This is a genomic window from Streptomyces sp. NPDC046261 (assembly GCF_040646235.1).
Lineage (GTDB): Bacteria > Actinomycetota > Actinomycetes > Streptomycetales > Streptomycetaceae > Streptomyces.
This window is the reverse complement of the sequence record NZ_JBEYZU010000006.1, coordinates 294,448-318,821: the sequence shown is the minus strand read 5'-3', so window position 1 is coordinate 318,821 and position 24,374 is coordinate 294,448. Positions and strand designations below refer to the sequence as shown.

General features: G+C 72.8%; 20 protein-coding genes and 1 tRNA gene. 11 read left to right on the top strand and 10 right to left on the bottom strand.

Annotated features, from left to right (window positions below; translation table 11 throughout):
• The first annotated feature begins 54 nt into the window (after positions 1 to 54).
• On the top strand, positions 55 to 1,845 hold the full coding sequence (locus ABZ956_RS14735) for a lytic murein transglycosylase (protein ID WP_361892214.1): 1,791 nt from the start codon (positions 55 to 57) through the stop codon (positions 1,843 to 1,845).
• 61 nt (positions 1,846 to 1,906) lie between these two features.
• Here ABZ956_RS14735 and ABZ956_RS14730 read toward each other — a convergent pair whose 3' ends face one another.
• From ABZ956_RS14730 to ABZ956_RS14720, 3 genes are all read right to left on the bottom strand, one after another.
• On the bottom strand, positions 1,907 to 2,794 hold the full coding sequence (locus ABZ956_RS14730; protein WP_361892211.1) for a cellulose-binding protein: 888 nt from the start codon (positions 2,792 to 2,794) through the stop codon (positions 1,907 to 1,909).
• A 193-nt stretch (positions 2,795 to 2,987) separates the two neighbouring features.
• Positions 2,988 to 5,762 (bottom strand): SUKH-4 family immunity protein, encoded by a 2,775-nt coding sequence (locus ABZ956_RS14725; RefSeq protein WP_361892474.1) that lies wholly within the window; start codon positions 5,760 to 5,762, stop codon positions 2,988 to 2,990.
• A gap of 8 nt (positions 5,763 to 5,770) precedes the next feature.
• Complete coding sequence (locus ABZ956_RS14720; RefSeq protein ID WP_361892209.1) at positions 5,771 to 6,748, bottom strand: SMI1/KNR4 family protein; 978 nt, start codon at positions 6,746 to 6,748, stop codon at positions 5,771 to 5,773.
• Positions 6,749 to 7,103: 355 nt separating this feature from the next.
• On the opposite strand from ABZ956_RS14720, the gene ABZ956_RS14715 reads away from it, so the two are divergent.
• Together ABZ956_RS14715 and ABZ956_RS14710 are read left to right on the top strand one after the other, a co-directional pair.
• On the top strand, positions 7,104 to 7,643 hold the full coding sequence (locus tag ABZ956_RS14715) for a YwqJ-related putative deaminase (protein ID WP_361892207.1): 540 nt from the start codon (positions 7,104 to 7,106) through the stop codon (positions 7,641 to 7,643).
• A gap of 9 nt (positions 7,644 to 7,652) precedes the next feature.
• The gene (locus tag ABZ956_RS14710; protein ID WP_361892204.1) at positions 7,653 to 8,162 is read left to right on the top strand and encodes an SUKH-3 domain-containing protein; all 510 of its coding nucleotides are present in this window, start codon (positions 7,653 to 7,655) and stop codon (positions 8,160 to 8,162) included.
• 21 nt (positions 8,163 to 8,183) lie between these two features.
• Here ABZ956_RS14710 and ABZ956_RS14705 read toward each other — a convergent pair whose 3' ends face one another.
• Positions 8,184 to 9,530, bottom strand: coding sequence for a histidine kinase (locus ABZ956_RS14705; protein WP_361892201.1), 1,347 nt, complete (start codon positions 9,528 to 9,530; stop codon positions 8,184 to 8,186).
• A gap of 183 nt (positions 9,531 to 9,713) precedes the next feature.
• Here ABZ956_RS14705 and ABZ956_RS14700 point away from each other — a divergent pair.
• The 5 genes from ABZ956_RS14700 to pth all read left to right on the top strand — a co-directional run bounded on the left by ABZ956_RS14700 (position 9,714) and on the right by pth (position 13,875).
• Positions 9,714 to 9,784 (top strand) — tRNA-Gln (locus ABZ956_RS14700).
• Positions 9,785 to 9,902: 118 nt separating this feature from the next.
• Positions 9,903 to 11,360 carry a bifunctional UDP-N-acetylglucosamine diphosphorylase/glucosamine-1-phosphate N-acetyltransferase GlmU gene (gene glmU, locus ABZ956_RS14695; RefSeq protein ID WP_361892198.1) on the top strand — a complete coding sequence of 486 codons (1,458 nt, stop codon included), beginning with the start codon at positions 9,903 to 9,905 and terminating at the stop codon, positions 11,358 to 11,360.
• A 72-nt stretch (positions 11,361 to 11,432) separates the two neighbouring features.
• A complete protein-coding gene (locus ABZ956_RS14690; RefSeq protein ID WP_361892195.1) occupies positions 11,433 to 12,410 on the top strand; it encodes a ribose-phosphate diphosphokinase in 978 nt (325 codons plus the stop codon).
• A 208-nt stretch (positions 12,411 to 12,618) separates the two neighbouring features.
• Positions 12,619 to 13,197 carry a 50S ribosomal protein L25/general stress protein Ctc gene (locus tag ABZ956_RS14685; RefSeq protein WP_361892192.1) on the top strand — a complete coding sequence of 193 codons (579 nt, stop codon included), beginning with the start codon at positions 12,619 to 12,621 and terminating at the stop codon, positions 13,195 to 13,197.
• An 87-nt stretch (positions 13,198 to 13,284) separates the two neighbouring features.
• Positions 13,285 to 13,875, top strand: coding sequence for an aminoacyl-tRNA hydrolase (gene pth, locus ABZ956_RS14680; protein WP_361892189.1), 591 nt, complete (start codon positions 13,285 to 13,287; stop codon positions 13,873 to 13,875).
• 83 nt (positions 13,876 to 13,958) lie between these two features.
• Here pth and ppc read toward each other — a convergent pair whose 3' ends face one another.
• Positions 13,959 to 16,682: a phosphoenolpyruvate carboxylase gene (ppc, locus tag ABZ956_RS14675; RefSeq protein ID WP_361892187.1), complete on the bottom strand. Its 2,724-nt coding sequence runs from the start codon at positions 16,680 to 16,682 to the stop codon at positions 13,959 to 13,961.
• 194 nt (positions 16,683 to 16,876) lie between these two features.
• On the opposite strand from ppc, the gene ABZ956_RS14670 reads away from it, so the two are divergent.
• The 3 genes from ABZ956_RS14670 to ABZ956_RS14660 all read left to right on the top strand — a co-directional run bounded on the left by ABZ956_RS14670 (position 16,877) and on the right by ABZ956_RS14660 (position 19,174).
• Positions 16,877 to 17,845 (top strand): fatty acid desaturase, encoded by a 969-nt coding sequence (locus tag ABZ956_RS14670; RefSeq protein ID WP_361892184.1) that lies wholly within the window; start codon positions 16,877 to 16,879, stop codon positions 17,843 to 17,845.
• Between the two features lie 45 nt (positions 17,846 to 17,890).
• A complete protein-coding gene (locus ABZ956_RS14665) occupies positions 17,891 to 18,589 on the top strand; it encodes a TetR/AcrR family transcriptional regulator (protein WP_361892181.1) in 699 nt (232 codons plus the stop codon).
• 87 nt (positions 18,590 to 18,676) lie between these two features.
• The gene (locus ABZ956_RS14660; RefSeq protein WP_361892178.1) at positions 18,677 to 19,174 is read left to right on the top strand and encodes a MarR family transcriptional regulator; all 498 of its coding nucleotides are present in this window, start codon (positions 18,677 to 18,679) and stop codon (positions 19,172 to 19,174) included.
• Here the strand turns inward: ABZ956_RS14660 and ABZ956_RS14655 are convergent.
• From ABZ956_RS14655 to ABZ956_RS14635, 5 genes are all read right to left on the bottom strand, one after another.
• On the bottom strand, positions 19,133 to 19,918 hold the full coding sequence (locus tag ABZ956_RS14655; RefSeq protein WP_361892176.1) for a response regulator transcription factor: 786 nt from the start codon (positions 19,916 to 19,918) through the stop codon (positions 19,133 to 19,135). The two genes, ABZ956_RS14660 and ABZ956_RS14655, sit on opposite strands and share 42 nt — an antisense overlap.
• A 328-nt stretch (positions 19,919 to 20,246) precedes the next feature.
• Entirely contained in the window at positions 20,247 to 21,416 is a 1,170-nt protein-coding gene (gene galK, locus ABZ956_RS14650) for a galactokinase (RefSeq protein ID WP_361892173.1), read from the bottom strand.
• Complete coding sequence (gene galE / locus ABZ956_RS14645) at positions 21,413 to 22,393, bottom strand: UDP-glucose 4-epimerase GalE (RefSeq protein WP_361892170.1); 981 nt, start codon at positions 22,391 to 22,393, stop codon at positions 21,413 to 21,415. The genes galK and galE overlap by 4 nt, the downstream gene beginning before the upstream one ends.
• The gene (galT, locus tag ABZ956_RS14640; RefSeq protein WP_361892167.1) at positions 22,390 to 23,436 is read right to left on the bottom strand and encodes a galactose-1-phosphate uridylyltransferase; all 1,047 of its coding nucleotides are present in this window, start codon (positions 23,434 to 23,436) and stop codon (positions 22,390 to 22,392) included. Before galT ends, galE begins: the two co-directional genes overlap by 4 nt.
• Before the next feature lie 92 nt (positions 23,437 to 23,528).
• Positions 23,529 to 24,290, bottom strand: a complete 762-nt coding sequence (locus ABZ956_RS14635; RefSeq protein WP_361892164.1) for a LuxR C-terminal-related transcriptional regulator — start codon at positions 24,288 to 24,290, stop codon at positions 23,529 to 23,531.
• Between the last annotated feature and the right edge of the window lie 84 nt (positions 24,291 to 24,374).

Here is a 24,374-nt window from a genome sequence, read left to right as displayed (position 1 = left end):
GGAGACGTGCGACCCCCTTCGTACGGCCGCAGGTCTCCCAAGGAAGCAGCCCCCGTGAAGATACTTCGAACTCGCGCTGCGAGCGTCTCCCGACAGGGACTGTGCGCTGCCCTGCTCGTCGCCGGCCTGACCACGGCCGCGGTAGGCGCCAGCCCGCCGCACCGGGCCGGACAGGGCGACCCCTCGCCCGGTCCGGACAACCCGCAGAGCCGCCCGCACGGCGTGCCCAACCTGACCCTGCCCGACCTGGTGCCCCGCCCCGGCACGGGCAAGCCGGACCCCAACGCCACCCGCGGCGACACCCCCGACGGCGCCACCGGCATCCCCGCGACCGCCCTCGCCGCGTACAAGAACGCCGAGAAGCTCGCCAAGGAGCGCTACCCGAGCTGCCACATCCCCTGGCAGCTCGTCGCGGGCATCGGCAAGGTGGAGTCCGAGCACGCCGCGGCCTACGGGCTGCGTTCGGACGGGCTGACCGACAGACCGATCCGCGGGCCGCGGCTGACCGGCGGACAGTTCGCCGTCATAAAGGACACCGACGGCGGCCGCTGGGACGGGGACAAGGAGTACGACCGGGCCGTCGGCCCCACCCAGTTCATCCCCTCGACGTGGGAGAGCTTCGGCGCCGACGGCAACGGCGACGGCAAGCAGGACCCCAACAACATCTTCGACGCCACGGCCGCCACCGCGCGCTACCTGTGCTCGGGCGGCAAGGACATGAACAACCCGGGCGACCTCGACCGGGCCATCCTCAGCTACAACCAGTCCCGCGAGTACGTCAACGCCGTGCTCGCCTGGATGCGCGCGTACAAGAACAGCAACGTCGGCGCGGTGCCCGACCCCTCGCCCTCCCGGCCCGGGACCCCGTCCTGGAACACCCCCACGCCCCCGTCGTCCCGGCCGTCGAAGCCCGGCAGCACCTCGCCGGCCAGGCCCGCCGAGACCGGCCGAGGCGGCACCCCGGGCAAGCAGAACCCGCCCGCCAAGCCGAGCCCGACCAAGCCCGAGAAGCCCAACAACCCGGGCAACGCGGACAAGCCGGGCGGCAATGGCAACGGTGGGGAGACCAAGCCCACCCCGCCCACGCCCACGCCCGCCCCCGTCACCCGCCTCGACCGCGTGGGCGACGGGACGCTGGAGGCCACCGCCAACGAGACCTTCACCGAACGGGCACGCGTACGGGCCCTGGACGCCACCGGCAGGCCGGCCCCGGAGCGCACCCGCGTGCGCTTCGAGATCATCGGCGACACCCACGCGCGCTTCCTCGGCTCCGCCCTCTCGGTCACCGTCCCCACCGACAGGAGCGGGCTGGCCACCGCACCGGAGATCCACGCGGGCGACTGGCCCGGTCAGTTCACCGTCCGCGCCACCGTCGAGGGCCGCGACATCACCCCCGTCGACTTCCACGCGAACGTCAAGACCGCACCCGCCCGGCGCGCGGACACGCTCGTACGCGTCGGCGAGGACCCGCTCAAGGCCACGCCGAAGAGCACCTTCGCCCAGAAGATCCAGATCAAGGCGCTCGGCAAGGACCAGCCCATCGCCGAAACCGCGATCACGGCCACCGTGCTCGCCAAGGACGGCAAGACGCCCGCCAAGACCGGCCCGTACTTCAAGGACACGGACGGCAAGCAGCTGCGCACGCTCGCCCTCCCCAAGACCGGCAAGGACGGCACCGTCACCCTGCCGGAACTGTTCACCGACGAGCAGGCCGGCACGTTCGTCCTGCGCCTGGCCACCGCCGACGGCACGACCCTCACCCTGGAACTGACCGTCACGGCCCCGCCCGCCGCGGAGCCCTCCGGCAGCCCGGCGCCCTCCGGCGCCGCCAAGCCCGTCCAGTGAGCGACGGCGTCGCCCCGCCCGCCGCGCGCGGGCGGGGCGACGCCGCCCGGCCGACGTCCCGTCAGCCGGCGTCCGCGTCCTCCGCCACCGGCTTGCCCGTCAGGGCCGCCAGGCTGTGCCGGACGTGCGCCATGTGCGACTTGAGCTCCTCGCGCCGCTCCTCGTGCTCGCGCAGCACCCGCTCGGTGTCCCGCGCGATGCGCTCCTCACGCACCCGCGCCTGCGCGATGACCGCCGCCGCCTGCGCCTCGGCGTCCTCCTGGCCGTGCCGGGCGGCCTCCTCCGTGTCGGCGTAGCGCCGCCGCGCCTCACCGAGGGCGGTCCGCGCGTACTCCTCCAGCGCCGCCACCCGGGCGTCCATCGCCGCCTCGCGCTCGGCGATCTCACGGCCCGCCGCGTCCCAGCGCTCGGCGTGCTCCTTCTCCTGCTCGGCCAGCACATGCGCGCAGCGCTGCCGCATGTCCTTCAGCGCCGCGAGGGCCTCCTCGCCCCGCTCCTTGACCTCCCGGCTCACCGTCGCCCGCAGGTCGTCGGCGACGGTCTGCGCCGCGAGCAGTGCCTGCCGCGCCCACTCCTCCGCCTCCGCCCGCACCGCCACCGCGTACTCGTGCGCCGCGTCCCGCAGCTCACGGGTGTGCGTCTGGGAAGCCTCCTGCACGGCGGCCACCTCGGCCTCGGCGCGCTCCCGCAGCCCCGCGGCCTCCAGCTCGGCCGTGGTCACCAGGCCCTGGGCGCGCGGCCCCAGGGTCTCGTACGTCTGCGGCGGAAGCTTCGCCACCACCTGCGCCAGACGCCGTACCTCGTCCTCCATCTCGCGCGCGAGGACGGTCAGGCGCGCGGCCCGCTCCCAAGCGGAATCCCGCTGCCGGGCGCACTCCGCCATCGCGCTGTCGACCTGCTCCGGCCGGTAACCGCGGCCTCGTACGACAGCGAAACCGTCAGGAGACACCGATGAACTCATCCTTGTAGCCCCTTATATCCGGAAATCCGGTATGCGACAGGTCTGGCGTACATCATTCCCGGACAAGCGAAGCGCCCATGACGCGACACTCCGCAGCGCGGGCGCGGGGCGCCCGGCCCCCGACCCTTCCCATGGACGGGGCCGGGGCCCCCTGCGCCGTCCACGCACACCAAGCCGGCCGCTAGAAGAGACCGTCCCACATCTGCTCCAGCAACACGGCCCACCAGTTCTCCGGCGAGGCCAGTGCCGCCGGGTCGAGCGCGGCCAGCTGACTCTGAAAGTCCACGGTCCAGCGCCCGGCCTGCTCCGGCGTCAGCCCGTAACGCCAGCGCCACATCTTTCCGAGCAGCGCCAAAGAGCGAACGAACTGAGGGAGGCTCGTGTTGACGAACTGCGGTGGCACGGGGTGGCCGTCCGGCCCGGCCTCCACCGGCACCGCCACGATGTGCGCCGTGCCGTACTGCACACACAGCTGACGGCCGTAGTCGCTGCCCATCACGAGGTACGAACCGGCGTCCGACGCCGCCCGCACCCCCCGCTCCGCCGCCAGCTCCGCCAGCGTCGGCACCGGACGGCCCGGCTGGGCCTGGCCCCAGAAGAACGGCCCGAAGTCGACCGGCAGACCGGCCCACACGAGCGTCTGCGCGACGATGTCCGGCACGCCCTGCCGCGACACCGCCCGCTGGTCGAACCGGAACACCCCCTGCGGACCGAACGCCTCCACGAGCTCCCGCCCGATCACGTCCGGCCCCACCGGCGGCGCCGGCTGCACGCTGCCCGGATGCGGCAGCGGCACCCGGTTCGGCGCCGGCCGCGCAGGCCCGTCCGCCACCTGGTGCAGCTCGCCCTGGTGCTCCACCAGGTGGCGCACACCCTGCTGCCGGGTGGCATGGTCCCGCCCGTACGCGGCCGTGTGACTGATCCTCACCTGCGGCCACGTCTCACGGATCATCCGCGCGCAGTACCCGCCCGGCAGATCACACGACTCCAGCTCCGTGTGCAGCTCCAGCACCTGCTGCGGCGGCACGTTCATGGCCCGCAGCTCATGCAGGATCTGCCACTCCGGATGCGGCGTCCCCGGCGCGCTGCGCCGGATGACCTGCTGCTCGGACCCGTCCTGCGCCCGGTACCGGAGCACGGCCATGTACCCGGGCCCCACGGTGGGCACACCGGTGGGAGCCGCCGGCGGATACCCGTAAGCGGGCGCCGGCGCCGGCCCCGGCGGGGTACCGGGCGCTCCGGGCATGCCCGGAGTCCCGGGCCCGGCCAGCATCGTGGCGGCGGCGTGCACCCCACCACCGGGGCCCTGCGGGGCCCCGGGAGGCTGCCCGGGAGCCCCGGGCGCCTGCGGGGGCCGCGGGGCCCCGGGGGCGCCGGGTGCGCCAGGCATGCCCGGAGTCCCGGGCCCGGCCAGCATCGTCGCGGCGGCATGCACCCCACCGCCGGGGCCCTGCGGGGCACCGGGGGCGCCGGGAGCCTGCGGGGGCCGCGGGGCACCGGGAGCGGCGCCCGCGGCACCCGGGGAGGCGGGGGCCCCGGGCTGACCGGGAACCTGCGGGCCGCCGGGAGCGGCGGAAGCGGGGGGCTGGGCCGGGGCAGCGGGCGCGTGCGGCGCACCGGGCCCCTGCGGCTGGCCCGGGGCACCCGGGAAAGCGGAACCCGGCACCTGAGCACCAGGCGCGTGCGGCGCACCGGGGGCACCAGGCGCACCCGGCACGTGCGGCTGACCCGGCGCACCGGGGGCACCCGGCACCTGGACACCGGGCTGACCGGCAGCCGGCGGCTGACCCGGGGCACCCGGGATGGCGGAACCCGGCACCTGAGCACCGGGCGCACCCGGCGCGTGCGGCTGACCCGGCGCACCCGGAGCCGCAGGCGGCGCAGGCGGCATCGCGGCAGCGCCCGGCATGCCCGCGCCGAGGCTTGCCTCGTCCAGCTGGGAGACCAGCTGGGTGCGCACGTACCGGCCCGCGGGCGGAGCCGTGGGTTCGGCCGGCGGTATGACGGCCGCCGCGGCCGGGTCGTCGATCGCCGGTGCGATCGCCGTCCGGGGCAGCGCGCTGCCCTTCGGCATCAGTTCGGTCTTGGCGTCGGGGCGAACCCCCGGCGGCGGGGTGTCGTCGGCGTCCGAGCCCGACAGGGCGGGGGCCAGCACGGTGGCGGGCAGGCCGACGGAACGGTCGTCGTCCGCCGCCCCCACATCCGCACCGGCCCACGGCTCGGCCGAAGCCTCAGGCGCCGGCGCATCCGCACCGGCCCACGGCTCGGCCGGAGCCTCGGACGACGGCACGTCAGCCCCGGCCCACGGCGCGGCCTCGGGCGTCGACGGCACGCCGGAGGGCACATCCGCACCGTCCCGCGCCCCGGACACGCCCTCGGGCGCCGACGGCACGTCGGACGTCGCGTCCGACCGTGCGTCCGCCGCCGGCGACGCCACGGACACGGGCTCGGACGTGTCCCCTGACGCCGACGGCACGTCGGACGGCACGCCGGACGGTACGTCCACCCCGCCATCCGTCGCCGGCGCCTCCGGCGCCTCCGGCGCCGACTTCGCGGAGTCCGACCGCCGGTCGGGGATCCCGATCGCGTCCGCCGCGTCCTGCAACCACTGCGGCGGGCTCAGCAGGAACGACGTCGCGTTCAGGTCCACGCGCCGTGGCGGGGCCTCGTCCGCCGGGGCCGGTTCCGGTTCGTCCACGGACCCGTACTCCTCCTCGTACCGCCGGATCACCTCGCCCACCGGCAGTCCCGGCCACAGCGTCGTCTCGCCACTGTCCCGGGCGATGACCAGCCGGACGCGGGCGCCGTCGCCCGTCGGGCCGTCCTCGCGGTCCTCGGCCCAGGCGACGAAGCCCAGGCCGAACTCCCGTACCCGTACCTCGCGTTGGAGATAGGCCGGCACATCGCCGTTGACCCAGCGCTCCGCGCGCTCCTGCGCCTGCGCGAACGTCACCATTGCGCCGCTCATCCCTCCACCGCGACGGCGTACGCGAAGCCGCCGTCCACCATCAGGTTCGCCACGGTCTCCAGCTCCGGCGGGCCGCCCGCCAGGCGGGACAGGAACGCGTCGAAGTCCTCGCCGCAGGGCAGCATCAGCCGCTCCACGCGCTCGTTCACCGTCCAGCCGTCCTGGTCACGGGCGTCGTCGTACGGGCAGAACCAGACCGAACCGATGGCCTCGCCCCGCACCTTCACCGCGAGGACGCCGCCCTGCACGAAGCCGACGCCCAGGTAGTCCTTGGTGAAGTGGTCGCGCAGACACTTGTTCACATAGACGAGGTCGTTGACCGCCGCCTCGTCGCGCACCGTGAAGAACGGCTGGTCCACCAGCAGCCCCAGCTCCGCGTCGAGCGCGGCGCCCACCGGGGCGCAGCCGCCGGCCGCCTTCAGGAAGGCGCGGTACGCGCCGGGCAGCCGATAGCCGAGGTCCTCCTCGACGCCCTGGACCTGTTCCTCGGTGACCGCCAGGTCCCGCTGCGGCAGCGCGAAGTGCACCGGCCGGGTCTCCTGCAGCGGACGCGTGCCGCGCTTGGCGTGGTCCACGGCCGCCGTCGCGAGCCCGCCGTGGTGCCGCAGCAGCGCCTTGACCTCCGCCGGGACCAGCTCCAGCCGGCGCGTGCGGGGCACGTGGTGCCAGGTCCAGCCGTGCGGCGTCGCCACCGGCGGCAGGCTGGCCCACAGCTCGTGGCCGGCGGCGTGCTGGGCGGCGTTGGCCGACACGTAGTCGGTCAGCCGCAACTCGTCGACGCCGAACCCCTCCGGGGGTTCGGCGATCTCCGCGGCGGCCCGGGCGTACGGCGAGAAGTCCGGGAAACCCTCGTCGTCGATCCGCACCCCCTTGGGGTGGCGGCCGCGCCGCACCGGGTCCGGGAAGTGCACGACCTGCCCGGCGTAGGCCGCGTTCGGTGGCGCGGCGTGCTGCCCGAGCCGACCTGTCGTCATGGCGGAAGCCCCCTGCTGACTGTGTCTCCTACAGGACTACTGAAGACCCGGACATGCGGCGGACGCCGGGAACACTCGTGGACGACAGCCTATGCGGTGCCGTGAGAAGGGTGTCCCCGGCAACGGGCGGCCGGGCCCCGCCGGGCCGTGCGCACACGCTTGCAGGTGCGTACGAACCCGCACCAACGGTTGTCGTTCCGGCGTCGTCCGACGTCGTCCCGCGACAACTCGTGACCCCACAGTGATCATTCGACACACCAGGCGCACGCAACGCCGACCTGCCTTCCGTACCCGCCACCCCATTTGGCAGGCTGATCCCCGCAACAGGGGGATTGCACGGGAGGGAAGAACCGCCATGCACACGACCAAGGACCGCCGGCCCGCCGACGAAGGCGCCGCCGCACCCGGCGATCCCCGGCTCACCTGGAGCTCCACCGAGGACGCCGACCGGCCGCCCGTCCTGCTCCACCGCCGCGACGGCATCCTGCCCGCCGTGGCCGCCGCCCTGTCCGTACGCGGCGAAACCCTCACCTGCACAGCGGGCAAATCCGACCAACCGCCCAGACTCCACCCACTCGTCCAGGACTTCCTCGACACCCTCACCAACGAACGCCGCGAACGCTTCACCGGCCGCTGCCCCGAAGCCGTACTCCTCACCCGCTACCTCACCGGCTTCGAAACCGGCCGCAGCAAACGCGCCGCCCGCAAACCCCTCACCCACGGCGAGGCCCGCCGCGCCCTCAAGCAGTCCAAACTGACCGCCCGCCACATCCGCGAGGACGGCGACCCCCGCCACGGTGCCTACGCCCCGCCCTGCCGCTCCTGCACCGAGCTCCTGGCCCACTTCGGCGTACGGCCCGTCGACCCCGGCACCACGACCAACGGCAGGAACTGACCACCACCCATGCGCGCATTCGACCGCACCGCAGCCACCCGCTTCCCCGTCAACGTCGACGCGGCCCTGCGCGAAGCCGGCTGGCAACCCGGCCGCTGGGACATCAAGGCCGCCGAGAACTGGGCCGACGCCCTGCGCGCTCACACCTCCCCCGCCGGTCACCGGCACACCGTCTTCCCCGCCGCCGTCGAAGCCTGGGCCGAATTCGGCGGACTCCACATCACCCCGTCCGGCACCGGCCGCCACATGGCCCCCACGCCGTTCCACATCGACCCCCTGCACGGCCTCCACCTCGCCCGCACCGTCGCCGACCTCGGCCGCGCGCTGGGCACCGAGGTCTGCCCCCTCGGCCAGGAACTGGACGGCCAGGCACTCCTCGCCATCGACGCCCACGGCCGCGTCTACAGCCTGGACCACACCGGAGACTGGTACCTCGGTTCCGACATCGATCACGCCATCGGCGCACTCATCACCGGAACCCGGCCCTCCCGCCTCTCGGCCGCCGCCCCCGCCCGCTGACGCGCCCCCGGTCACCGACGGTCACGAACGGTCGGGAATCACCGCCGACACCCGGAACCCCCCGGCATCCGTCGGCCCCGACACGAACACACCACCCAGCGCACCCACCCGCTCACGCATGCCGACCAGGCCGTTCCCCCCGCTCGGCAGCCCCGGCCCCGCGTCCGCGCCGGCATCCGAGGGACCGTTCTCCACCTGCAGCGCCACCTCCGCATCCCGGTGCGCCAGGCGCACCAGCGCCTTGGCGCCCGGAGCGTGCTTGTGGACGTTCGTCAGCGCCTCCTGCACCACCCGGTACGCGGTCTGCTCCACCTCGGGGGCATACGCACGCTCCTCCCCCATCACCGTCAGCTCCACGGCCATCCCGGCCTCCCGCGACTGACCGACCAGATCCTCCAGCCCGTCCAGACACGGCCCGCCGTCCCCCGCGTCCGCCGCGGCACCGGCCGCCGGGAAGCGCACCCGCGCCGAAGCCGCCGCGGCCACCGCCGCCAGCCGCTCGGACTGCGCGGACGCCGACGGCTGCGCCGCCGCCTCGGGAGTGCTCCGCAGCACACCCAGCATCTCCCGCAGCTCCGTCAGCGCCTGCCGGCCCATGTCACCGACCAGACCCGCGTTCCTCGACGCCTTCTCCGGGTCCTTCAGCGCCACCGCCTGCAACGCCGCCGCGTGCACGACCATCAACGACACCCGGTGCGCCACCACGTCGTGCATCTCCCGCGCGATCCGGGTCCGCTCCTCGTTACGGGCCCACACGGCCCGCTCCTCGGCCCGGTCCGCCAGCAGCGACAGCTCCCGCTCCAGCCCGTCCGCCCGCTCCCGCAGGCTCTCCACCAGCCGGCGTCTCGCCCCCACGTACAGACCGGTCAGTACCGGCGGAGCCGTCAGCCCCAGGGCCATCACGACCGAGAACGCGATCATCGGCCACAGCCCCGGCGTGTAGCCGTCCTCCGCCATGTCCCGGTGGAACCGCGCGATCGCCACCACCAGCGTGCCCGCCAGCGACGCCCCCGACAGCACCACGATGATCCGGCGCGGCACCTCCGAGGCCGCCAGCGTGTACAGGCCCACGATGCTGAGCAGGAATCCCATCTCCGCCGGCGTGGTCGCGATCGACACCAGCACCACCGCGACCGGCCACCGCCGCCGCAACACCAGCGAGGCGCCCGCCGGCACGCCTATGAGCCCGCCGAGCACGGCGGGAATCCCCACGTCGTGCGCGAACGCGACCCCCTCCAGCACACACTCCAGAACCGACGCCAGAGCCAGCGCCACATCCAGCACCATGCTCCGCCGCCGCGCCCACCACCACGGCCCCACCGGCGCGCCCCGCGCGCCCTCCTCCGCGATTGCCCCCGTTGTGCTCATACCACCCAGACTACGGGCGGGGGCCACCCGTTTTCCCGCTCGTACGACGACTACCAGGCATGCCTCGCCGGCCGGGTTCCGGCCGGAGCCGAGCTGTACCGTCGCGTCGAAGGCCGGTGGTACGGCATAGTGGTCTCTGCGCGCTTGTCCGATCAAGAAAATTGGACATAGCGGGGCGAACCATCCCGGGTCGTCTAATGGCAGGACAAATGGTTTTGGTCCATTGAATGAGGGTTCGATTCCTTCCCCGGGAGCTCGAAGTTCGTCGTCCGAGGGTCCTGACCTCCCAGGTCAGGACCCTTGCGCGTTTCCCCCCTCTTACGCCCCGGTATCCTGCGGGTGTCCACCCCCTCGAAGCCGAAGGGCACACCCGTGAGCGCCAACCGCCCGGCAGCCGTCGTCGTCCTCGCAGCGGGTGAGGGCACCCGCATGAAGTCGGCTACCCCCAAGGTCCTGCACGCGATCTGCGGCCGTTCCCTCGTCGGGCATGTCGTCGCCGCCGCCCGCGAGCTCGACCCCGAGCACCTCGTCGTCATCGTCGGGCACGCCCGCGAGCAGGTCTCCGCACACCTGGCCGAGATCGACCCCGGCGTCCGTACCGCCGTCCAGTACGAGCAGAACGGCACCGGCCACGCCGTGCGCATGGGCCTGGAGGAGCTGTCGAACGGCGGCGTCGTCCTGGACGGCACCGTGGTGGTCGTCTGCGGCGACACCCCGCTGCTGACCGGTGAGACGCTGCGGCGCCTGTCGAGCACCCACGCCGCCGACGGCAACGCCGTGACCGTGCTCACCGCCGAGGTGCCCGACTCCACCGGCTACGGCCGCATCGTGCGTGACGAGGCGACCGGCGCGGTCACCGAGATCGTCGAGCACAAGGACGCCACCGACGCGCAGCGCGCCATCCGTGAGATCAACTCCGGGGTGTTCGCGTTCGACGCGCAGCTGCTGGCGGACGCGCTCGGCAAGGTGCGCACCGACAACAGCCAGGGTGAGGAGTACCTCACCGACGTCCTGGGCATCCTGCGCGAGGCCGGTCACCGGGTGGGCGCCGCTGTCGCCGGCGATCACCGGGAGATCCTCGGGATCAACAACCGCGTGCAGCTCGCCGAGGCCCGCCGGCTGCTCAACGAGCGGCTGCTGCACGCCGCGATGATGAGCGGTGTGACGGTCGTGGACCCGGCGACGACCTGGGTGGACGTGACGGTGACGTTCGAGCCGGACGCGGTCGTCCAGCCGGGCACCCAGCTGCTGGGCGCCACCCACCTGGCCACCGGCTCCGAGGTGGGCCCGAACAGCCGCCTGACGGACACCACGGTGGGCGAGGGCGCCCGGGTCGACAACACCGTCGCGGACTCCGCGCTGATCGGCGCGAGCGCGACCGTGGGCCCGTACGCCTATCTGCGGCCCGGTACGCGGCTCGGCGCGAAGGCGAAGGCGGGGGCGTACGTCGAGATGAAGAACGCCGAGATCGGCGAGGGCACCAAGGTGCCGCACCTGTCGTACGTGGGCGACGCCACGATCGGGGAGTACACGAACATCGGCGCCGCGAGCGTCTTCGTGAACTACGACGGCGTGAACAAGCACCACACGACGATCGGCTCCCACTGCCGGACCGGATCGGACAACATGTTTGTGGCTCCGGTCACGATCGGGGACGGCGCCTACACCGCCGCCGGCTCGGTCATCACCAAGGATGTGCCCCCGGGTTCGCTCGCTGTCGCCCGTGGCCAGCAGCGGAATATCGAGGGTTGGGTGGCTCGTAAGCGCCCGGGAAGCGCCGCCGCTCAGGCCGCTTCCGCAGCTCGCCGGGAAGCCGACGACGAGCAGTGACCGTGACGCGGGACGCCGTCTGGGGCGTACCGTGATAAGCGCACCCAAAGCGACATCCAAGGAGACTGTGCTGTGACCGGGTTCAAGACGACCGGCGAGAAGAAGCTGATGCTCTTTTCCGGCCGCGCCCACCCCGAGCTTGCCGAGGAGGTCGCGCACCAGCTGGGCGTCGGCCTGGTCCCGACCAAGGCCTTCGACTTCGCCAACGGCGAGATCTACGTCCGCTTCCAGGAGTCGGCGCGCGGCGCCGACTGCTTCCTGATGCAGAGCCACACGGCTCCCATCAACAAGTGGGTCATGGAACAGCTGATCATGATCGATGCTCTGAAGCGGGCCTCGGCCCGGAGCATCACCGTGATCCTGCCGTTCTACGGCTACGCCCGTCAGGACAAGAAGCACCGTGGCCGTGAGCCCATCTCGGCCCGTCTGATCGCGGACCTGATGAAGACCGCGGGTGCCGACCGCATCCTGACGGTCGACCTGCACACGGACCAGATCCAGGGCTTCTTCGACGGCCCGGTGGACCACCTGTTCGCGCTGCCGATCCTCGCGGACTACGTGGGTGCGAAGGTGGACCGCGACAAGCTGACCGTGGTCTCCCCGGACGCCGGCCGGGTGCGGGTGGCCGACCGCTGGTGCGACCGGCTGGGCGCGCCGCTGGCGATCGTGCACAAGCGGCGTGACAAGGACGTGGCGAACCAGGTCACGGTCCACGAGGTCGTCGGTGACGTCAAGGGCCGCGTCTGTGTACTCGTCGACGACATGATCGACACCGGTGGCACCATCTGCGCCGCCGCCGACGCGCTGTTCGCGCACGGCGCTGCCGATGTGATCGTGACGGCCACGCACGGTGTGCTGTCGGGTCCGGCCGCGGACCGGCTGAAGAACTCGAAGGTGAGCGAGTTCGTCTTCACGAACACCCTGCCCACCCCGAACGAGCTCGAGCTCGACAAGATCACGGTGCTCTCCATCGCGCCGACGATCGCCCGCGCCGTGCGCGAGGTGTTCGAGGACGGTTCGGTCACCAGCCTCTTCGACGAGCTGGGCTGATCCCTCCACCCCTGCTGTAACGATCATTCACTGATCGATTTCTGGGCGGCCTCCCCGCCGGGTAGACTCACCCGAGTTGCTCGGCGAGGGAGGCCGCACCGCGTTGTACGACGCAGTGTGCGGCGGTCCGTTATCGACGCGCTCTTCGTAGCAGGCCTGTCGTGGGCCGGGTAACCGCCCCATTTGAACTGCTCACGAGGAGTGCACCATGGCTGAGGTCAAGCTCACCGCTGCCGTCCGTACCGACTTCGGCAAGGGCGCCGCCCGCCGTACCCGTCGCGCCAACCAGGTTCCGGCCGTCATCTACGGTCACGGCGGCGAGCCGGTCCACGTGTCCCTGCCGGGCCACGACCTGATGATGGCGCTGAAGACCCCGAACGTCCTGCTCTCCCTGGACATCGAGGGCCGCAACGAGCTCGTCATCCCCAAGCAGGTCCAGCGTGACCCGCTGAAGGGCTTCCTGGAGCACGTCGACCTGCTGGTCGTCGAGCGCGGCGAGACCGTCACCGTCGAGATTCCGGTCCACACCGAGGGCGACCTGGCCCCCGGCGGCAACCTGCTCGAGCACACCCTGACCGCCCTGCCGGTCGAGGCCGAGGCCACCCACATCCCTGAGGCCGTCACCGTCTCCATCGCGGGCCTGGAGGCCGGCGCCTCCGTCCTGGCCAAGGACGTCGTCCTGCCGGCCGGTGTCGCGCTGGCCGTCGACGCCGACGCCGTCGTGCTGCACGTCGTCGCCGGTTCGGTCGAGGCCCCGGCCGCCGAGGCCGAGGGCGCCGAGGCCTGATCCTCGCCCCTTCACGGGTTTTTCTTTGCGACCGCCGTCCTGCTCCACTGGAGCGGGGCGGCGGTTGGCTATGAAGGAGATATGCAGATGACGGACGACTCGAGCCCCTGGCTGATCGTGGGCCTGGGCAACCCCGGCCCCGAGTACGCGGGCAACCGCCACAACGTCGGCTTCATGGTCGCCGACCTGCTCGCCGAGCGGATGCGGGCGAAGTTCAAGGCGCACAAGGCGCGGGCGCAGGTGGTGGAGGGCCGGCTGGGCGCTCCGGGGCCTTCGGGCCGCCGGGTGGTCGTCGCCAAGCCGATGTCGTTCATGAATCTGTCGGGCGGCCCCACGGCGGCGCTGCGTGATTTCTACAAGGTGCCGGTGGAGCGGATCGTCGCCGTCCATGACGAGCTGGACATCGACTTCGGTCAGCTGCGGCTGAAGCTGGGCGGCGGCGACAACGGCCACAACGGTCTGAAGTCGCTCACCAAGGCGATGGGCCCGGACTACTGCCGGGTGCGTTTCGGCATCGGCCGGCCGCCGGGGCGGATGCAGGTGGCGGACTTCGTGCTCAAGGACTTCTCGTCCGCCGAGCGCAAGGAGCTGGCCTTCGAGGTGGACCGGGCCGCGGACGCGGTCGAGACGCTGATCCTGGACGGGCTGGAGCGCGCCCAGAGCACGTACAACGCGTAGCGGGCTCCCGGAAGAACCAGAAAAACCAGAAAGAAGGGGCGCCCCCTTCCGCTCGGCGGAGGGGGCGCCCCTTTTTCGTGTGGTCAGCCGGTGTTGCGGAGTCCGGCCGCGACACCGTTGACGGTCAGCAGCAGGGCCCGGGCCAGCAGGGGGTCCGGGCTCTCGCCGCGGGCGGCGGCCTCGCGCTGCCGGTGCAGGAGGGTGACCTGCAGGTAGGAGATGGGGTCGAGGTAGGCGTCGCGGATGTGGAAGGTCTGGCGCAGGACGGGGTTGGAGTCCAGGAGCTGGGTCTCTCCGGTGATGCGCAGGACTTCCTGGACGGTGAGCTCGTGTTCGGCCTTGATGGTGTCGAAGACGTGCTTGAGCTCGTCCGGGACGAGGGTGTCGACGTAGTGCTGGGCGATGCGCAGGTCGGTCTTGGCGAGGGTCATCTCGACGTTGGACAGGAAGTTCTGGAAGAAGTGCCAGTGGGTGTGCATTTCGTCCAGGACGGTGTCCAGGCCCGCCTCGCGGGCGGCCTTGAGGCCGGAGCCGACGCCGAACCAGCCGGGGACGATCTGGCGGGACTGGGTCCAGCCGAAGACCCACGGGATGGCGCGCAGGCCGTCGAGGCCGGCGCCGGAGTCGGGGCGGCGGGAGGGGCGGGAGCCGAGGTGGAGTTCGGCAAGCTGGTCGACGGGGGTGGAGGCGAAGAAGTACGCCGGCAGGTCGGGGTCCTCGACGAGGCGGCGGTACGCGCCGTGCGCGGCGTCCGAGACGGTGTCCATGGCCGCGTCCCAGCGGGCCAGGGCCTCGTCGGACTGTCGGGGCGCGGTGTGCAGTGCGGAGGCCTGGAGGGTGGCGGCGACGGTCAGCTCGAGGTTCTCGCGGGCGAGGGCGGGGATGAGGTACTTGTCGGAGATGACCTCGCCCTGCTCGGTGACCTTGATCTCGCCTTCGAGGGTGCCCCAGGGCTGGGCGAGGATCGCGTCGTGGGTGGGGCCGCCGCCGCGGCCGACGGTGCCGCCGCGGCCGTGGAAGAGGCGCAGGCGTACGCCGTAGCGGTGGGCGACGTCGCGCAGGCGGCGCTGGGCGCGGTGGATCTCCCACTGGGAGGTGGTGATGCCGCCGAACTTGGAGGAGTCGGAGTAGCCGAGCATGACCTCCTGGACGTCGCCGCGCAGGGCGACGAGGCGGCGGTAGGAGGGGTCGGCGAGCATCTCGTCGAGGATGCGGTCGGCTTCCTTGAGCTCGTCGGTGGTCTCCAGGAGCGGGACGATGCCGATCTTGGCCCAGCCGGCGTGGAGGTCGATGAGTCCGGCCTCGCGGGCGAGGACGGCGGCGGCGAAGACGTCGTCGGCGCCCTGGCACATCGAGATGATGTAGGACTCGACGATCTCGGGTCCGAAGCGTTCGAGGGCTTCGTGGATGGTGTGGAAGACGCCGAGGGTCTTGGCGCCGGCGGCGTCGAGCGGGGCGGGGCTGGGGGCCAGCGGGCGGCGTGAGCGCAGCTCCTTGGCGAGGAGCTTGCGCCGGTAGTCGCGCGGCATGTCGGCGTAGCGCCAGGATTCCTCGCCGAGGCGGTCGAAGAGCTGGCCGAGGGCGTTGTGGTGGGCGTCGGCGTGTTCGCGGACGTCCATGGTGGCCAGGTGGAGGCCGAAGGCGGCGAGGGTGCGCAGGACGCGGTCGAGGCGGCCGTCGGCGATGAGGCGGCCGCGGTGGGCGCGCAGGGAGTCCTGGATGAGCTGGAGGTCGGCGAGGAGCTCGCCGGTGCCGAGGTAGTCGCGGCCTTCCTGGTGGGTGGTGCCGGCCGCGAGGCGTTCGCGGGTGTTGACGAGCTTCTGGCGGATGCAGGTGGCCTTGAGCCGGTAGGGCTCTTCGGCGTTGAGCCGCTTGTAGCGGGGGCTGATCTCGGGCAGGAGTTCGAGGTCGCGCTGCAGGGAGGTGAGCAGTTCCTCGGTCGCGCCGCTGTTGCGGATGGAGTTCGACAGGGCGCCGCGCAGGACGTCGACGAGTTCGAGGGCGTCGGTGATGCCGTGCTCGTGCTGCAGTATCAGCACGTCCCAGGTGACCTGGGGGGTGACGTTGGGGTTGCCGTCGCGGTCGCCGCCGATCCAGGTGCCGAAGGTCAGGGGGCGGGTGGTGGCGGGGAGGGGGACGCCGACGCGGTCGAGTTCGGCGGCGAGGTCCTCCAGGACGTCGCCGACGGCGCCCGTGTGCAGCTCGTCGAGGTAGTAGATGGCGTTGCGGGCCTCGTCGGTGGGCTCGGGGCGGGCCACGCGCAGCTCGTCGGTCTGCCAGAGCAGGTCGATGTTCTCGGCGAGGCGCAGGTCGGTGCGGCGCTTGTCGCCGGCGCCCGCGGCGGTGGTGTCGAGGAGCTCGGCGATGCGGCGGAGCTTGTTCAGGACGCTGCGCCGGGCGGCCTCGGTGGGGTGGGCGGTGAAGACGGGGCGGACGCCGAGGTGCTGGACGGTCTGCCGCAGGTGCTCGGGGTCGGCTTCCTTGAGCTGGTCGGCGGTGCGGGCGAGGATCGAGCCCTCGGCGTCGCGCTTGGCGCGCAGCTCGCGGCCGCGGTGGACCTGCTCGGTGACGTTGGCCAGGTGGAAGTAGGTGGAGAAGGCCCGCACCAGCTTGGCGGCGGTCTGCGGGTCGGTGGTGCCGAGCAGCTCGGCGGCGGCCTCGCCGTCCGTGCGGGTCAGGGCGCGGACGCGTTCGACGAGGTCGAGGAGCTCGTCGCCCTCCTGGCGGACGAGTGTCTCGCCGAGCAGGTCACCGAGGCGGCGGATGTCGGCGCGCAGGGCGGCGTTGGTGTTGTCGGCACTGCTCACAGGTGCGGCTCCTTGCGGTGTTTCCGAGCACGTCTGGAGGGGTGGCGGACCGCGCTGTCCGACGTCCCCAGCATAGGTCTCCGCACGACGCGCGGTTGTCCACAGCCCTCTTGCCGACCCCCTCCGCCCTGTCATACTTACGAAGCCGTAGGTTACGGAACCGTAGCCATGCTCCGACCCCCATGAGGGAACCCATGACTGCAAGCCCCGACGTGATCGAAGACGCGCCGAAGGCCCAGGAGGCCCAGCTGCCCGCCGGCACGCTGGGCAGTGACAGCAAGCGTTCGATCGAGCAGATCTCGTTGCTGCTCTTCATCACCGTTCCGTTCATCGCGCTGCTCGCGGCGGTCCCGCTGGCCTGGGGCTGGGGCGTGAGCTGGCTGGATCTCGGGCTGCTGGTGGCGATGTACTACATCGGCTGCCACGGCATCACGATCGGCTTCCACCGGTATTTCACACACGGCGCGTTCAAGGCCAAGCGGCCGTTGCGGATCGCGCTGGCGGTCATGGGGTCGCTGGCGGTCGAGGGGCCGCTGGTGCGCTGGGTGGCGGATCACCGCAAGCACCACAAGTTCTCCGACGCCGAGGGTGACCCGCATTCGCCGTGGCGGTACGGCGAGAGCGTGCCGGCGCTGATGAAGGGCCTGTGGTGGGCGCATGTGGGGTGGATGTTCGACGAGGAGCAGACGCCGCAGCACAAGTACGCGCCGGATCTGATCAAGGATCCGGCCATCCGGACGATCTCGCGGCAGTTCGTGCTGTGGACGACGGTCTCGTTGCTGCTGCCGGCGCTGGTGGGCGGGCTGGTGACGTGGTCGTGGCAGGGCGCGGCGACGGCGTTCTTCTGGGGTTCGCTGGTTCGGGTGGCGCTGTTGCACCATGTGACGTGGTCGATCAATTCGATCTGCCACGCCGTCGGGAAGCGGCCGTTCAAGTCGCGGGACCGGTCGGGCAACGTGTGGTGGCTGGCGGTGCTCTCGTGCGGTGAGTCGTGGCACAACCTGCATCACGCGGATCCGACGTCGGCGCGGCACGGCGTGCTCAGGGGGCAGCTGGATTCCAGCGCCCGCATCATCCGCTGGTTTGAGAAGGCGGGCTGGGCGTACGACGTGCGCTGGCCGAACGCGGACCGTATCCGGTCCCGGCGGCAGTCCGGGGCATGAGGGCGGTTCCGCCCGGGGGTGACCCCGGCGGTGGCCGGGGGAGGCATGATTGACAGCGTGGCGATCGATAGCAATACCACCGGTGACAAGGACCTGCCCCCTACGTCGGGGGGCAGGCGCGCGCGGCCCCGCCGGGTGCGGATGACCGGCGCCGAGCGCCGTGAGCAGCTGCTGGACATCGGTCGCACGCTCTTCGCCGAGCGCGGGTTCGAGGGCACGTCGGTGGAGGAGATCGCGGCGAAGGCCGGGGTGTCCAAGCCGGTGGTCTACGAGCACTTCGGCGGCAAGGAGGGGCTGTACGCGGTGGTCGTGGACCGCGAGATGCGGCAGTTGCTGGACATGGTGACGGGTGCCCTGACGGCGGGGCACCCGAGGGAGCTGCTGGAGCAGGCGGCGTTCGCCCTGCTGGACTACATCGAGAAGTCCACGGACGGTTTCCGCATCCTGGTCCGTGATTCCCCGGTGGCGCAGTCGACGGGCACCTTCGCGTCGCTGATCAGCGATATCGCCACACAGGTGGAGGACATCCTGGGCCTGGAGTTCAAGGCCCGTGGCTTCGATCCGAAGCTGGCCCCGCTGTACGCGCAGGCGCTGGTGGGCATGGTGGCGCTGACGGGGCAGTGGTGGCTGGATGTCCGCAAGCCGAGGAAGGCCGAGGTGGCGGCGCACCTGGTGAACCTGGCCTGGCACGGCCTGGACGGTCTGGAGCCCAAGCCGCGCCTGGTGGGCCACCGCAAGAGCTGAGATGCCGTCCGCTCACCCGAATGAGCGATCCGGTCTTGTCTTGACATCAAGAGACTTCATGTCGACACACCATCTACACTGATCGTCATGGAGGACGAGGTCGATCGGCTGGTCGCAGCATGGCGCCGGGAGCGCCCGGACCTCGACGTGGAGCCGCTCGAGGTGCTCAGTCGGGTCAGCAGGCTGGCCCGGCACCTCGACCGCGCCCGGCGGCTCGCGTTCGCCGAGCACGAGCTCGAGCCCTGGGAATTCGACGTCCTGACCGCCCTGCGCCGCGCCGGAGCGCCCTACCAGCTCTCGCCGGGGCAGCTGCTGACCCAGACCCTGGTCACCTCGGGCACCATGACCAACCGCATCGACCGGCTCGCCAAGAAGGGCCTGGTCGAGCGCGAGCCCGACCCGACCGACCGGCGCGGCGTGCTCGTCCGGCTCACCGCCGAGGGGCAGGACCGCGCCGACCAGGCACTCGCCGGGCTGCTGGCGCAGGAGCGCGCCATCCTCGCCGAGCTGTCCTCCGCCCAGCGCGGCGAACTGGCCGCCCTGCTACGCCAGTTGACCGCCCCGTTCGACAACGTCCCCGGCTAGGTCCACCGGGCCGACCCCGGCCCGCCGGGCCAGCGCGACGGCGGCCAGCGTGGAGTGCACACCCAGCTTGCCCAGGACGTTCTGCATATGGGTGCGGACCGTGTGCGGGGAGAGGAAGAGACGCTCGGCGACGGCCTTGCGGCCGAGCCCGGCCACCATGCAGCGCAGCACCTCGCGCTCGCGCGGGGTGAGCGACTCCACCAGCCGCTCGCTCTCCGTGCGGTGCTTGCGCGCGGCCGTCAGCTCCCGCAGCACGCCCGTCAGCAGGGCGGGCGGCAGGTGCGTCTCGTCCCGCAGCACACCGCGTATGACCGACAGCAGGCGCGAGAGGGAGCAGTCCTTGGCGACCCAGCCGCCCGCGCCCGCCTGCAGCGCGGCCGCGGCCCGGCGCGGGTCGTCGCGCTCGGCCAGCACCACCGTCCGCACCCCCGGATGACCCGAGCGCACCCTCGCCACCAGCGAGATCCCGTCGACCGTGCCCTCGCCCTGGGCCTGACCGCCGTCCTGGCCCCGGAGCTGGCCCGGCACGTGCGCGACGTCCGAGCCGACCGTGCCGAGGTCGGCGTCGATCAGCAGGACGTCGAACCGCCGCCCCTCACCCGCCGCGCGCTCCAGTGCGCGCAGCGCCGCCGGCCCGCTGCCGGCCGCCGAGACGTCCACGTCCTGCTCGGCCGCGAGGGCGGCGGCGAGCGACTCGGCGAAGATGCGGTGGTCGTCGACCACCAATACCCGAATACGTGCCACAACCACCCCCATATCCCGGTAGGCAAGGGCAGTGCGGGTACGGCGCCCGGACCCGGGGCCGCCACACGCGCACGGCCGCCGCCGTGCCCTGACAACTACCCCACCCCGGGCGTCGTACCTGCCTGTCTCGCCCCCTGATCAGCGCCGGCCCCCACCGGCACTGTGCATCAGCGTACGGGCGGGGTCCGACAACGGAAGCCGATTGGCAAAACTGCTTGACCCGGGTGTTTATCGTGAGCTTTATGTTCAGTATTGGGACGGTGAACGACTCGGAACGACGCGATGTGGTCCCCGCCGTGACCGAACACCGGCCGTTTCCGCCACAGGGCTAGGCCACCCGCCGCGCGCCCGCCCCCGGTGCCGCCGCGAAGACCCGTGGCCCACGGTGCCCGGCCCCGGCGAACGCCCTGGTGACCGCCTCCGCGACCGCCGCCGCCCCCGCCGGCCCCGTCCGCTCGGCCAGCACCACCGCCGAGCCCCCGAACCCCGCCCCCGTCATGCGGGCCCCGAGCGCGCCCGCGCCGAGCGCCGCCGTGACCGCCAGGTCCAGTTCGGGGCAGGAGACGGCGAAGTCGTCGCGCAGCGAGGCGTGCCCGGCGCTCAGCAGCGGCCCGGCGGCCCGGACGTCGCCGGCCTCCAGGCAGGCCGTCACCTCCTCGACGCGGTGGTTCTCCGTCACGACGTGCCGCACCAGCGCCGGCAGGTCCCCCGCACCGCCGATTCCGGCCAATTCCTCCAACGCGGCGGACAGTTGCACGTACGGCACATCCCGCAGGGCGCGCACGCCCAGCGCGCGGGCGGCCGCCTCGCAGCCCGCGCGCCGCCGCGCGTATCCGCCGTCGCCCACCTCGTGCGCGACCCGGGTGTCGACCACCAGCAGGGTCAGGCCGTGCGCCTGCGGGTCGAAGGGGATCTGCCGCCGGGACAGGTCGCGGGCGTCCAGGCGCAGCACATGGCCGTCGGTGCAGCACGCCGAGGCGATCTGGTCCATGGCCCCGCAGGGGACGCCCACGAAGGCGTTCTCGGCCCGCTGGGCCAGCCGGGCCAGCTCGGGCCGGGCGAGGCCGAGTCCGAACAGCCCGTCCAGGGCGAGGGCGGTGGCGACCTCCAGCGCGGCGGACGACGACAGGCCCGCCCCGGCCGGCACCTCGCTCTCGACGTGCAGGTCGGCGCCGGTGATGCCGTGCCCGGCCGCGCGCAGGGCCCAGGCGACACCGGCGGGGTAGGCGGCCCAGCCCGGCACGGTGCCGGGCGCGAGGTGCCCGACGTCGAGCTCGGCGGCCGGGCCCGCGGCGGCCGAGTGCAGGCGCAGCCGCCCGTCGGTGCGGGCGCGGGCGGCCACCCAGGTCAGGTGGGGCAGCGCGAACGGCATGACGAAACCGTCGTTGACGTCGGTGTACTCGCCGATGAGGTTGACGCGGCCGGGAGCGGCCCAGACCCCAGCGCAGGGGGCGCCGTGGACGGCGTGGAAGGCCCGGGCGGCTCGTTGAGCGCTCATCCCCGCGCCCTGGCGCGCTGGCGTGCGAACGTCCAGGCGTCCTCGATGATCGCGGCCAGGTCGGGCCGGGCGGGCCGCCAGCCGAGCAGGCGCCCGGCCCGCTCGGCGGAGGCGACGAGCACGGCCGGGTCCCCGGGGCGGCGGGCGGCGCTCCGCTCGGGGATGGCGTGGCCGGTGACCTTGCGGGCGGTCTCGACGACCTCGCGGACGGAGAAGCCGTTGCCGTTGCCGAGGTTGCAGATCAGGTGCTCGCCGGGGCGCGCGGCGCCGAGGGCGAGCAGGTGGGCCTCGGCGAGGTCGGCGACGTGGATGTAGTCGCGTACGCAGGTGCCGTCGGGGGTGGCGTAGTCCTCGCCGTGTACGAGGACGGCTTCGCGCTCGCCCAGCGCGACCTGGAGGACGAGGGGGATGAGGTGCGATTCGGGGGTGTGGCGCTCGCCGTAGTGGCCGTGTGCTCCGGCGACGTTGAAGTAGCGCAGGGAGACGGCGGCCAGGCCGTGGGCCGCGCACTCGCCGCTGATCATGTGGTCGGCGGCGAGCTTGGTGGCGCCGTAGGGGTTGGTGGGGGCGGTGGGGGCGTCCTCGGTGACGGGGACGGTGGCGGGCTCGCCGTAGGTGGCGGCGGTGGAGGAGAAGACGAGCGTGCGCACGCCCGTCGCGCGCATGGCGGCGAGCAGTTCGAGGGTGCCGCCGACGTTGTTGCGCCAGTAGGACTCGGGCTGGGCGACGGACTGCCCGACCTGGGAGAAGGCGGCGAAGTGCAGGACGGCGTCGTGGGAGGGCGTCAGCCAGCGGGCCGCGTCCTGGACCCGGCCCTCGATGAAGCGGGCGCCGTCGGGGACGGCGTCGCGGTGCCCGCTGGAGAGGTCGTCGAGCACGTCCACCGTGTGCCCGGCGGCCAGCAGGTGCGCGGCGACCACGCTGCCGATGTAGCCGGCGCCGCCGGTGACCAGGCACTTCTTGATGGTGCTGCTCATTCGCTCGCTACCTCTCGCAGTCGCTTCGCCGCGTCCTCGGGCGGCACGTCGTTGATGAACACGTTCATGCCGGATTCCGAACCGGCGAGGAACTTCAGCTTTCCGGCGGTGCGGCGAATGGTGAAAAGCTCGAGGTGGAGGGCGAATTCACTCCTGTGGGGGTGGCGGAAGGGCGCCTGGTGCCAGGCGGAGATGTACGGGGTGGGTCCCTCGGCCGCGCCGAAGACGCGGTCGAAGCGCCGGAGGAGTTCCAGATAGAGCCGGGGGAAGTCCGCGCGGGCGGCGTCGTCGAGGGCGAGCAGGTCGGGCACCCTGCGTCGGGGGTAGAGGTGGGCCTCGTAGGGCCAGTGCGCGGCGTAGGGCACGAAGGCGGTCCAGTGCTCGCTCTCCAGGACGATGCGCCGGCCGTCGGCACGCTCGTCGGCGACGACGTCGTCGAAGAGGTTGCGCGTGGCGCCGCGTTGGCGGTGGGCGGCGGCCGAGGCGAGCATGCGGGTGGTGCGCGGGGTGACGAAGGGATAGGCGTAGATCTGTCCGTGGGGGTGGCCGAGGGTGACGCCGATCTCCCGGCCGCGGTTCTCGAAGCAGAACACCTGCTCGACGCCGGGCAGGGCGGCCAGTTCGGCGGTCCGGTCGGTCCAGGCGGCGAGGACGAGGGCGGCCCGGTCGGGGTCGAGGGCGGCGAAGGAGGCGTCGTGGTCGTCGGTGAAGCAGACGACCTCGCAGCGGCCGTGGTCGCCGGTCAGCGAGGGGAAACGATTCTCGAAGACGACGACCTCGTAGGCGGCGGCGGGGATCTCGGTGTGCCGGCCGTCGCGGGAGGGGCACAGCGGGCACTGGCCGGGCGGCGGGTGGTAGGTGCGCGACTGGCGGTGGGAGGCGATGGCGACGCTGTCGCCGAGCAGCCGGTCGTGGCGGATCTCGCCGGTGGTCGTGGGCCGTTCGAGGGGGCGCTGGTCGACGTCGTCACGTACGGCGTCGTCCCGCGAGTCGTAGTAGAACAGCTCGCGGCCGTCCGCGAGCCGAGTCGCCGTCTTCTTCACGCCGCCCTCCTCACACACCCCCGCACACAACCGAACACAAGGAACCATGACCCCACAATGGGGTCAACAGTGCGTGAAGGGTGGCGCGCCCGTCAGCCGGTGGGCGGCCTCGGCCCGCCGGCCGTACCCGGCGGCCCCGCCGGGCCCGGGCCCCGGGAGGGGCCGGCGGCCTGGGGCGGAACGGTGGCGCCGCCCGTGGCGCGGTCGAGCAGGCCCGTGCGCGCGGCGAGGGCGGCCGCCTCCAGGCGGGAGCCCACGCCGAGCTTCATCAGGACGCGCTGGACGTGCGTACGGGCCGTGCTGGGCGCTATCCCCATGCCGGCCGCGATCAGGCGGGTGTCCTCGCCCTCGGCGACCCGGACCAGGACCTCGACCTCGCGCGGGGTCAGCAGCTGCAGCAGCCGGGCCCCCTCGTCGTCCGGCTGGGCGGCGGGGTTGAGCAGCTCGGCGAAGGCGCCCTGCAGCAGCTGCGGGTCCACCGCGGCCTCGCCCGCCCGGGCCTTCATCATGGCGCGCTCGACGCCCTCGATGCGTTCGTTGTGGCGTACGTAGCCGGAGGCGCCGGCGGCGAAGGCGGCCGCGATGCCGAGCGGGCTGGGCACCGGGCCGAGCACCACGACCGCGACCTGCGGGCGGTCCCGTTTGATCCGTACGACCGGGTCGAAGGCCCCCGGCTCGGCCGGGGTCGCGGTGCCCAGCAGGCACACCTCGGGGGCCCTGCTGATCACCAGCTCCGCCGCCCCGGCGCTGGGCGCGGCCGCGGCCAGCACGCGATGGCCGCGCAACTTCAGTGCCGAGGCGAGGGCCTCGGCCAGCAGCCGATGGTCGTCGACCACCATGAGCCGCACGCCCATGCGCTAACCCCCCTGTCGCCCGCTGCCGCCCTCTGCCGCCCGCGCAGGTCTCCCCGGCACCCTCTTGCCCCGGAAGCTACACGC

Bases quoted from the DNA above. Each gene is read 5' to 3' on its own strand.
- ABZ956_RS14705 (WP_361892201.1), bottom strand. From the start codon at position 9,530: ATGAGCACAACGGGGGCAATCGCGGAGGAGGGCGCGCGGGGCGCGCCG.
- ABZ956_RS14665 (WP_361892181.1), top strand. From the start codon at position 17,891: ATGATTGACAGCGTGGCGATCGATAGCAATACCACCGGTGACAAGGAC.
- ABZ956_RS14635 (WP_361892164.1), bottom strand. From the start codon at position 24,290: ATGGGCGTGCGGCTCATGGTGGTCGACGACCATCGGCTGCTGGCCGAG.
- ABZ956_RS14660 (WP_361892178.1), top strand. From the start codon at position 18,677: ATGGAGGACGAGGTCGATCGGCTGGTCGCAGCATGGCGCCGGGAGCGC.
- ABZ956_RS14715 (WP_361892207.1), top strand. From the start codon at position 7,104: ATGCACACGACCAAGGACCGCCGGCCCGCCGACGAAGGCGCCGCCGCA.
- galK (WP_361892173.1), bottom strand. From the start codon at position 21,416: ATGAGCGCTCAACGAGCCGCCCGGGCCTTCCACGCCGTCCACGGCGCC.
- galE (WP_361892170.1), bottom strand. From the start codon at position 22,393: ATGAGCAGCACCATCAAGAAGTGCCTGGTCACCGGCGGCGCCGGCTAC.
- ABZ956_RS14670 (WP_361892184.1), top strand. From the start codon at position 16,877: ATGACTGCAAGCCCCGACGTGATCGAAGACGCGCCGAAGGCCCAGGAG.
- ABZ956_RS14710 (WP_361892204.1), top strand. From the start codon at position 7,653: ATGCGCGCATTCGACCGCACCGCAGCCACCCGCTTCCCCGTCAACGTC.
- ABZ956_RS14725 (WP_361892474.1), bottom strand. From the start codon at position 5,762: ATGGTGACGTTCGCGCAGGCGCAGGAGCGCGCGGAGCGCTGGGTCAAC.
- pth (WP_361892189.1), top strand. From the start codon at position 13,285: ATGACGGACGACTCGAGCCCCTGGCTGATCGTGGGCCTGGGCAACCCC.
- ABZ956_RS14720 (WP_361892209.1), bottom strand. From the start codon at position 6,748: ATGACGACAGGTCGGCTCGGGCAGCACGCCGCGCCACCGAACGCGGCC.
- ABZ956_RS14685 (WP_361892192.1), top strand. From the start codon at position 12,619: ATGGCTGAGGTCAAGCTCACCGCTGCCGTCCGTACCGACTTCGGCAAG.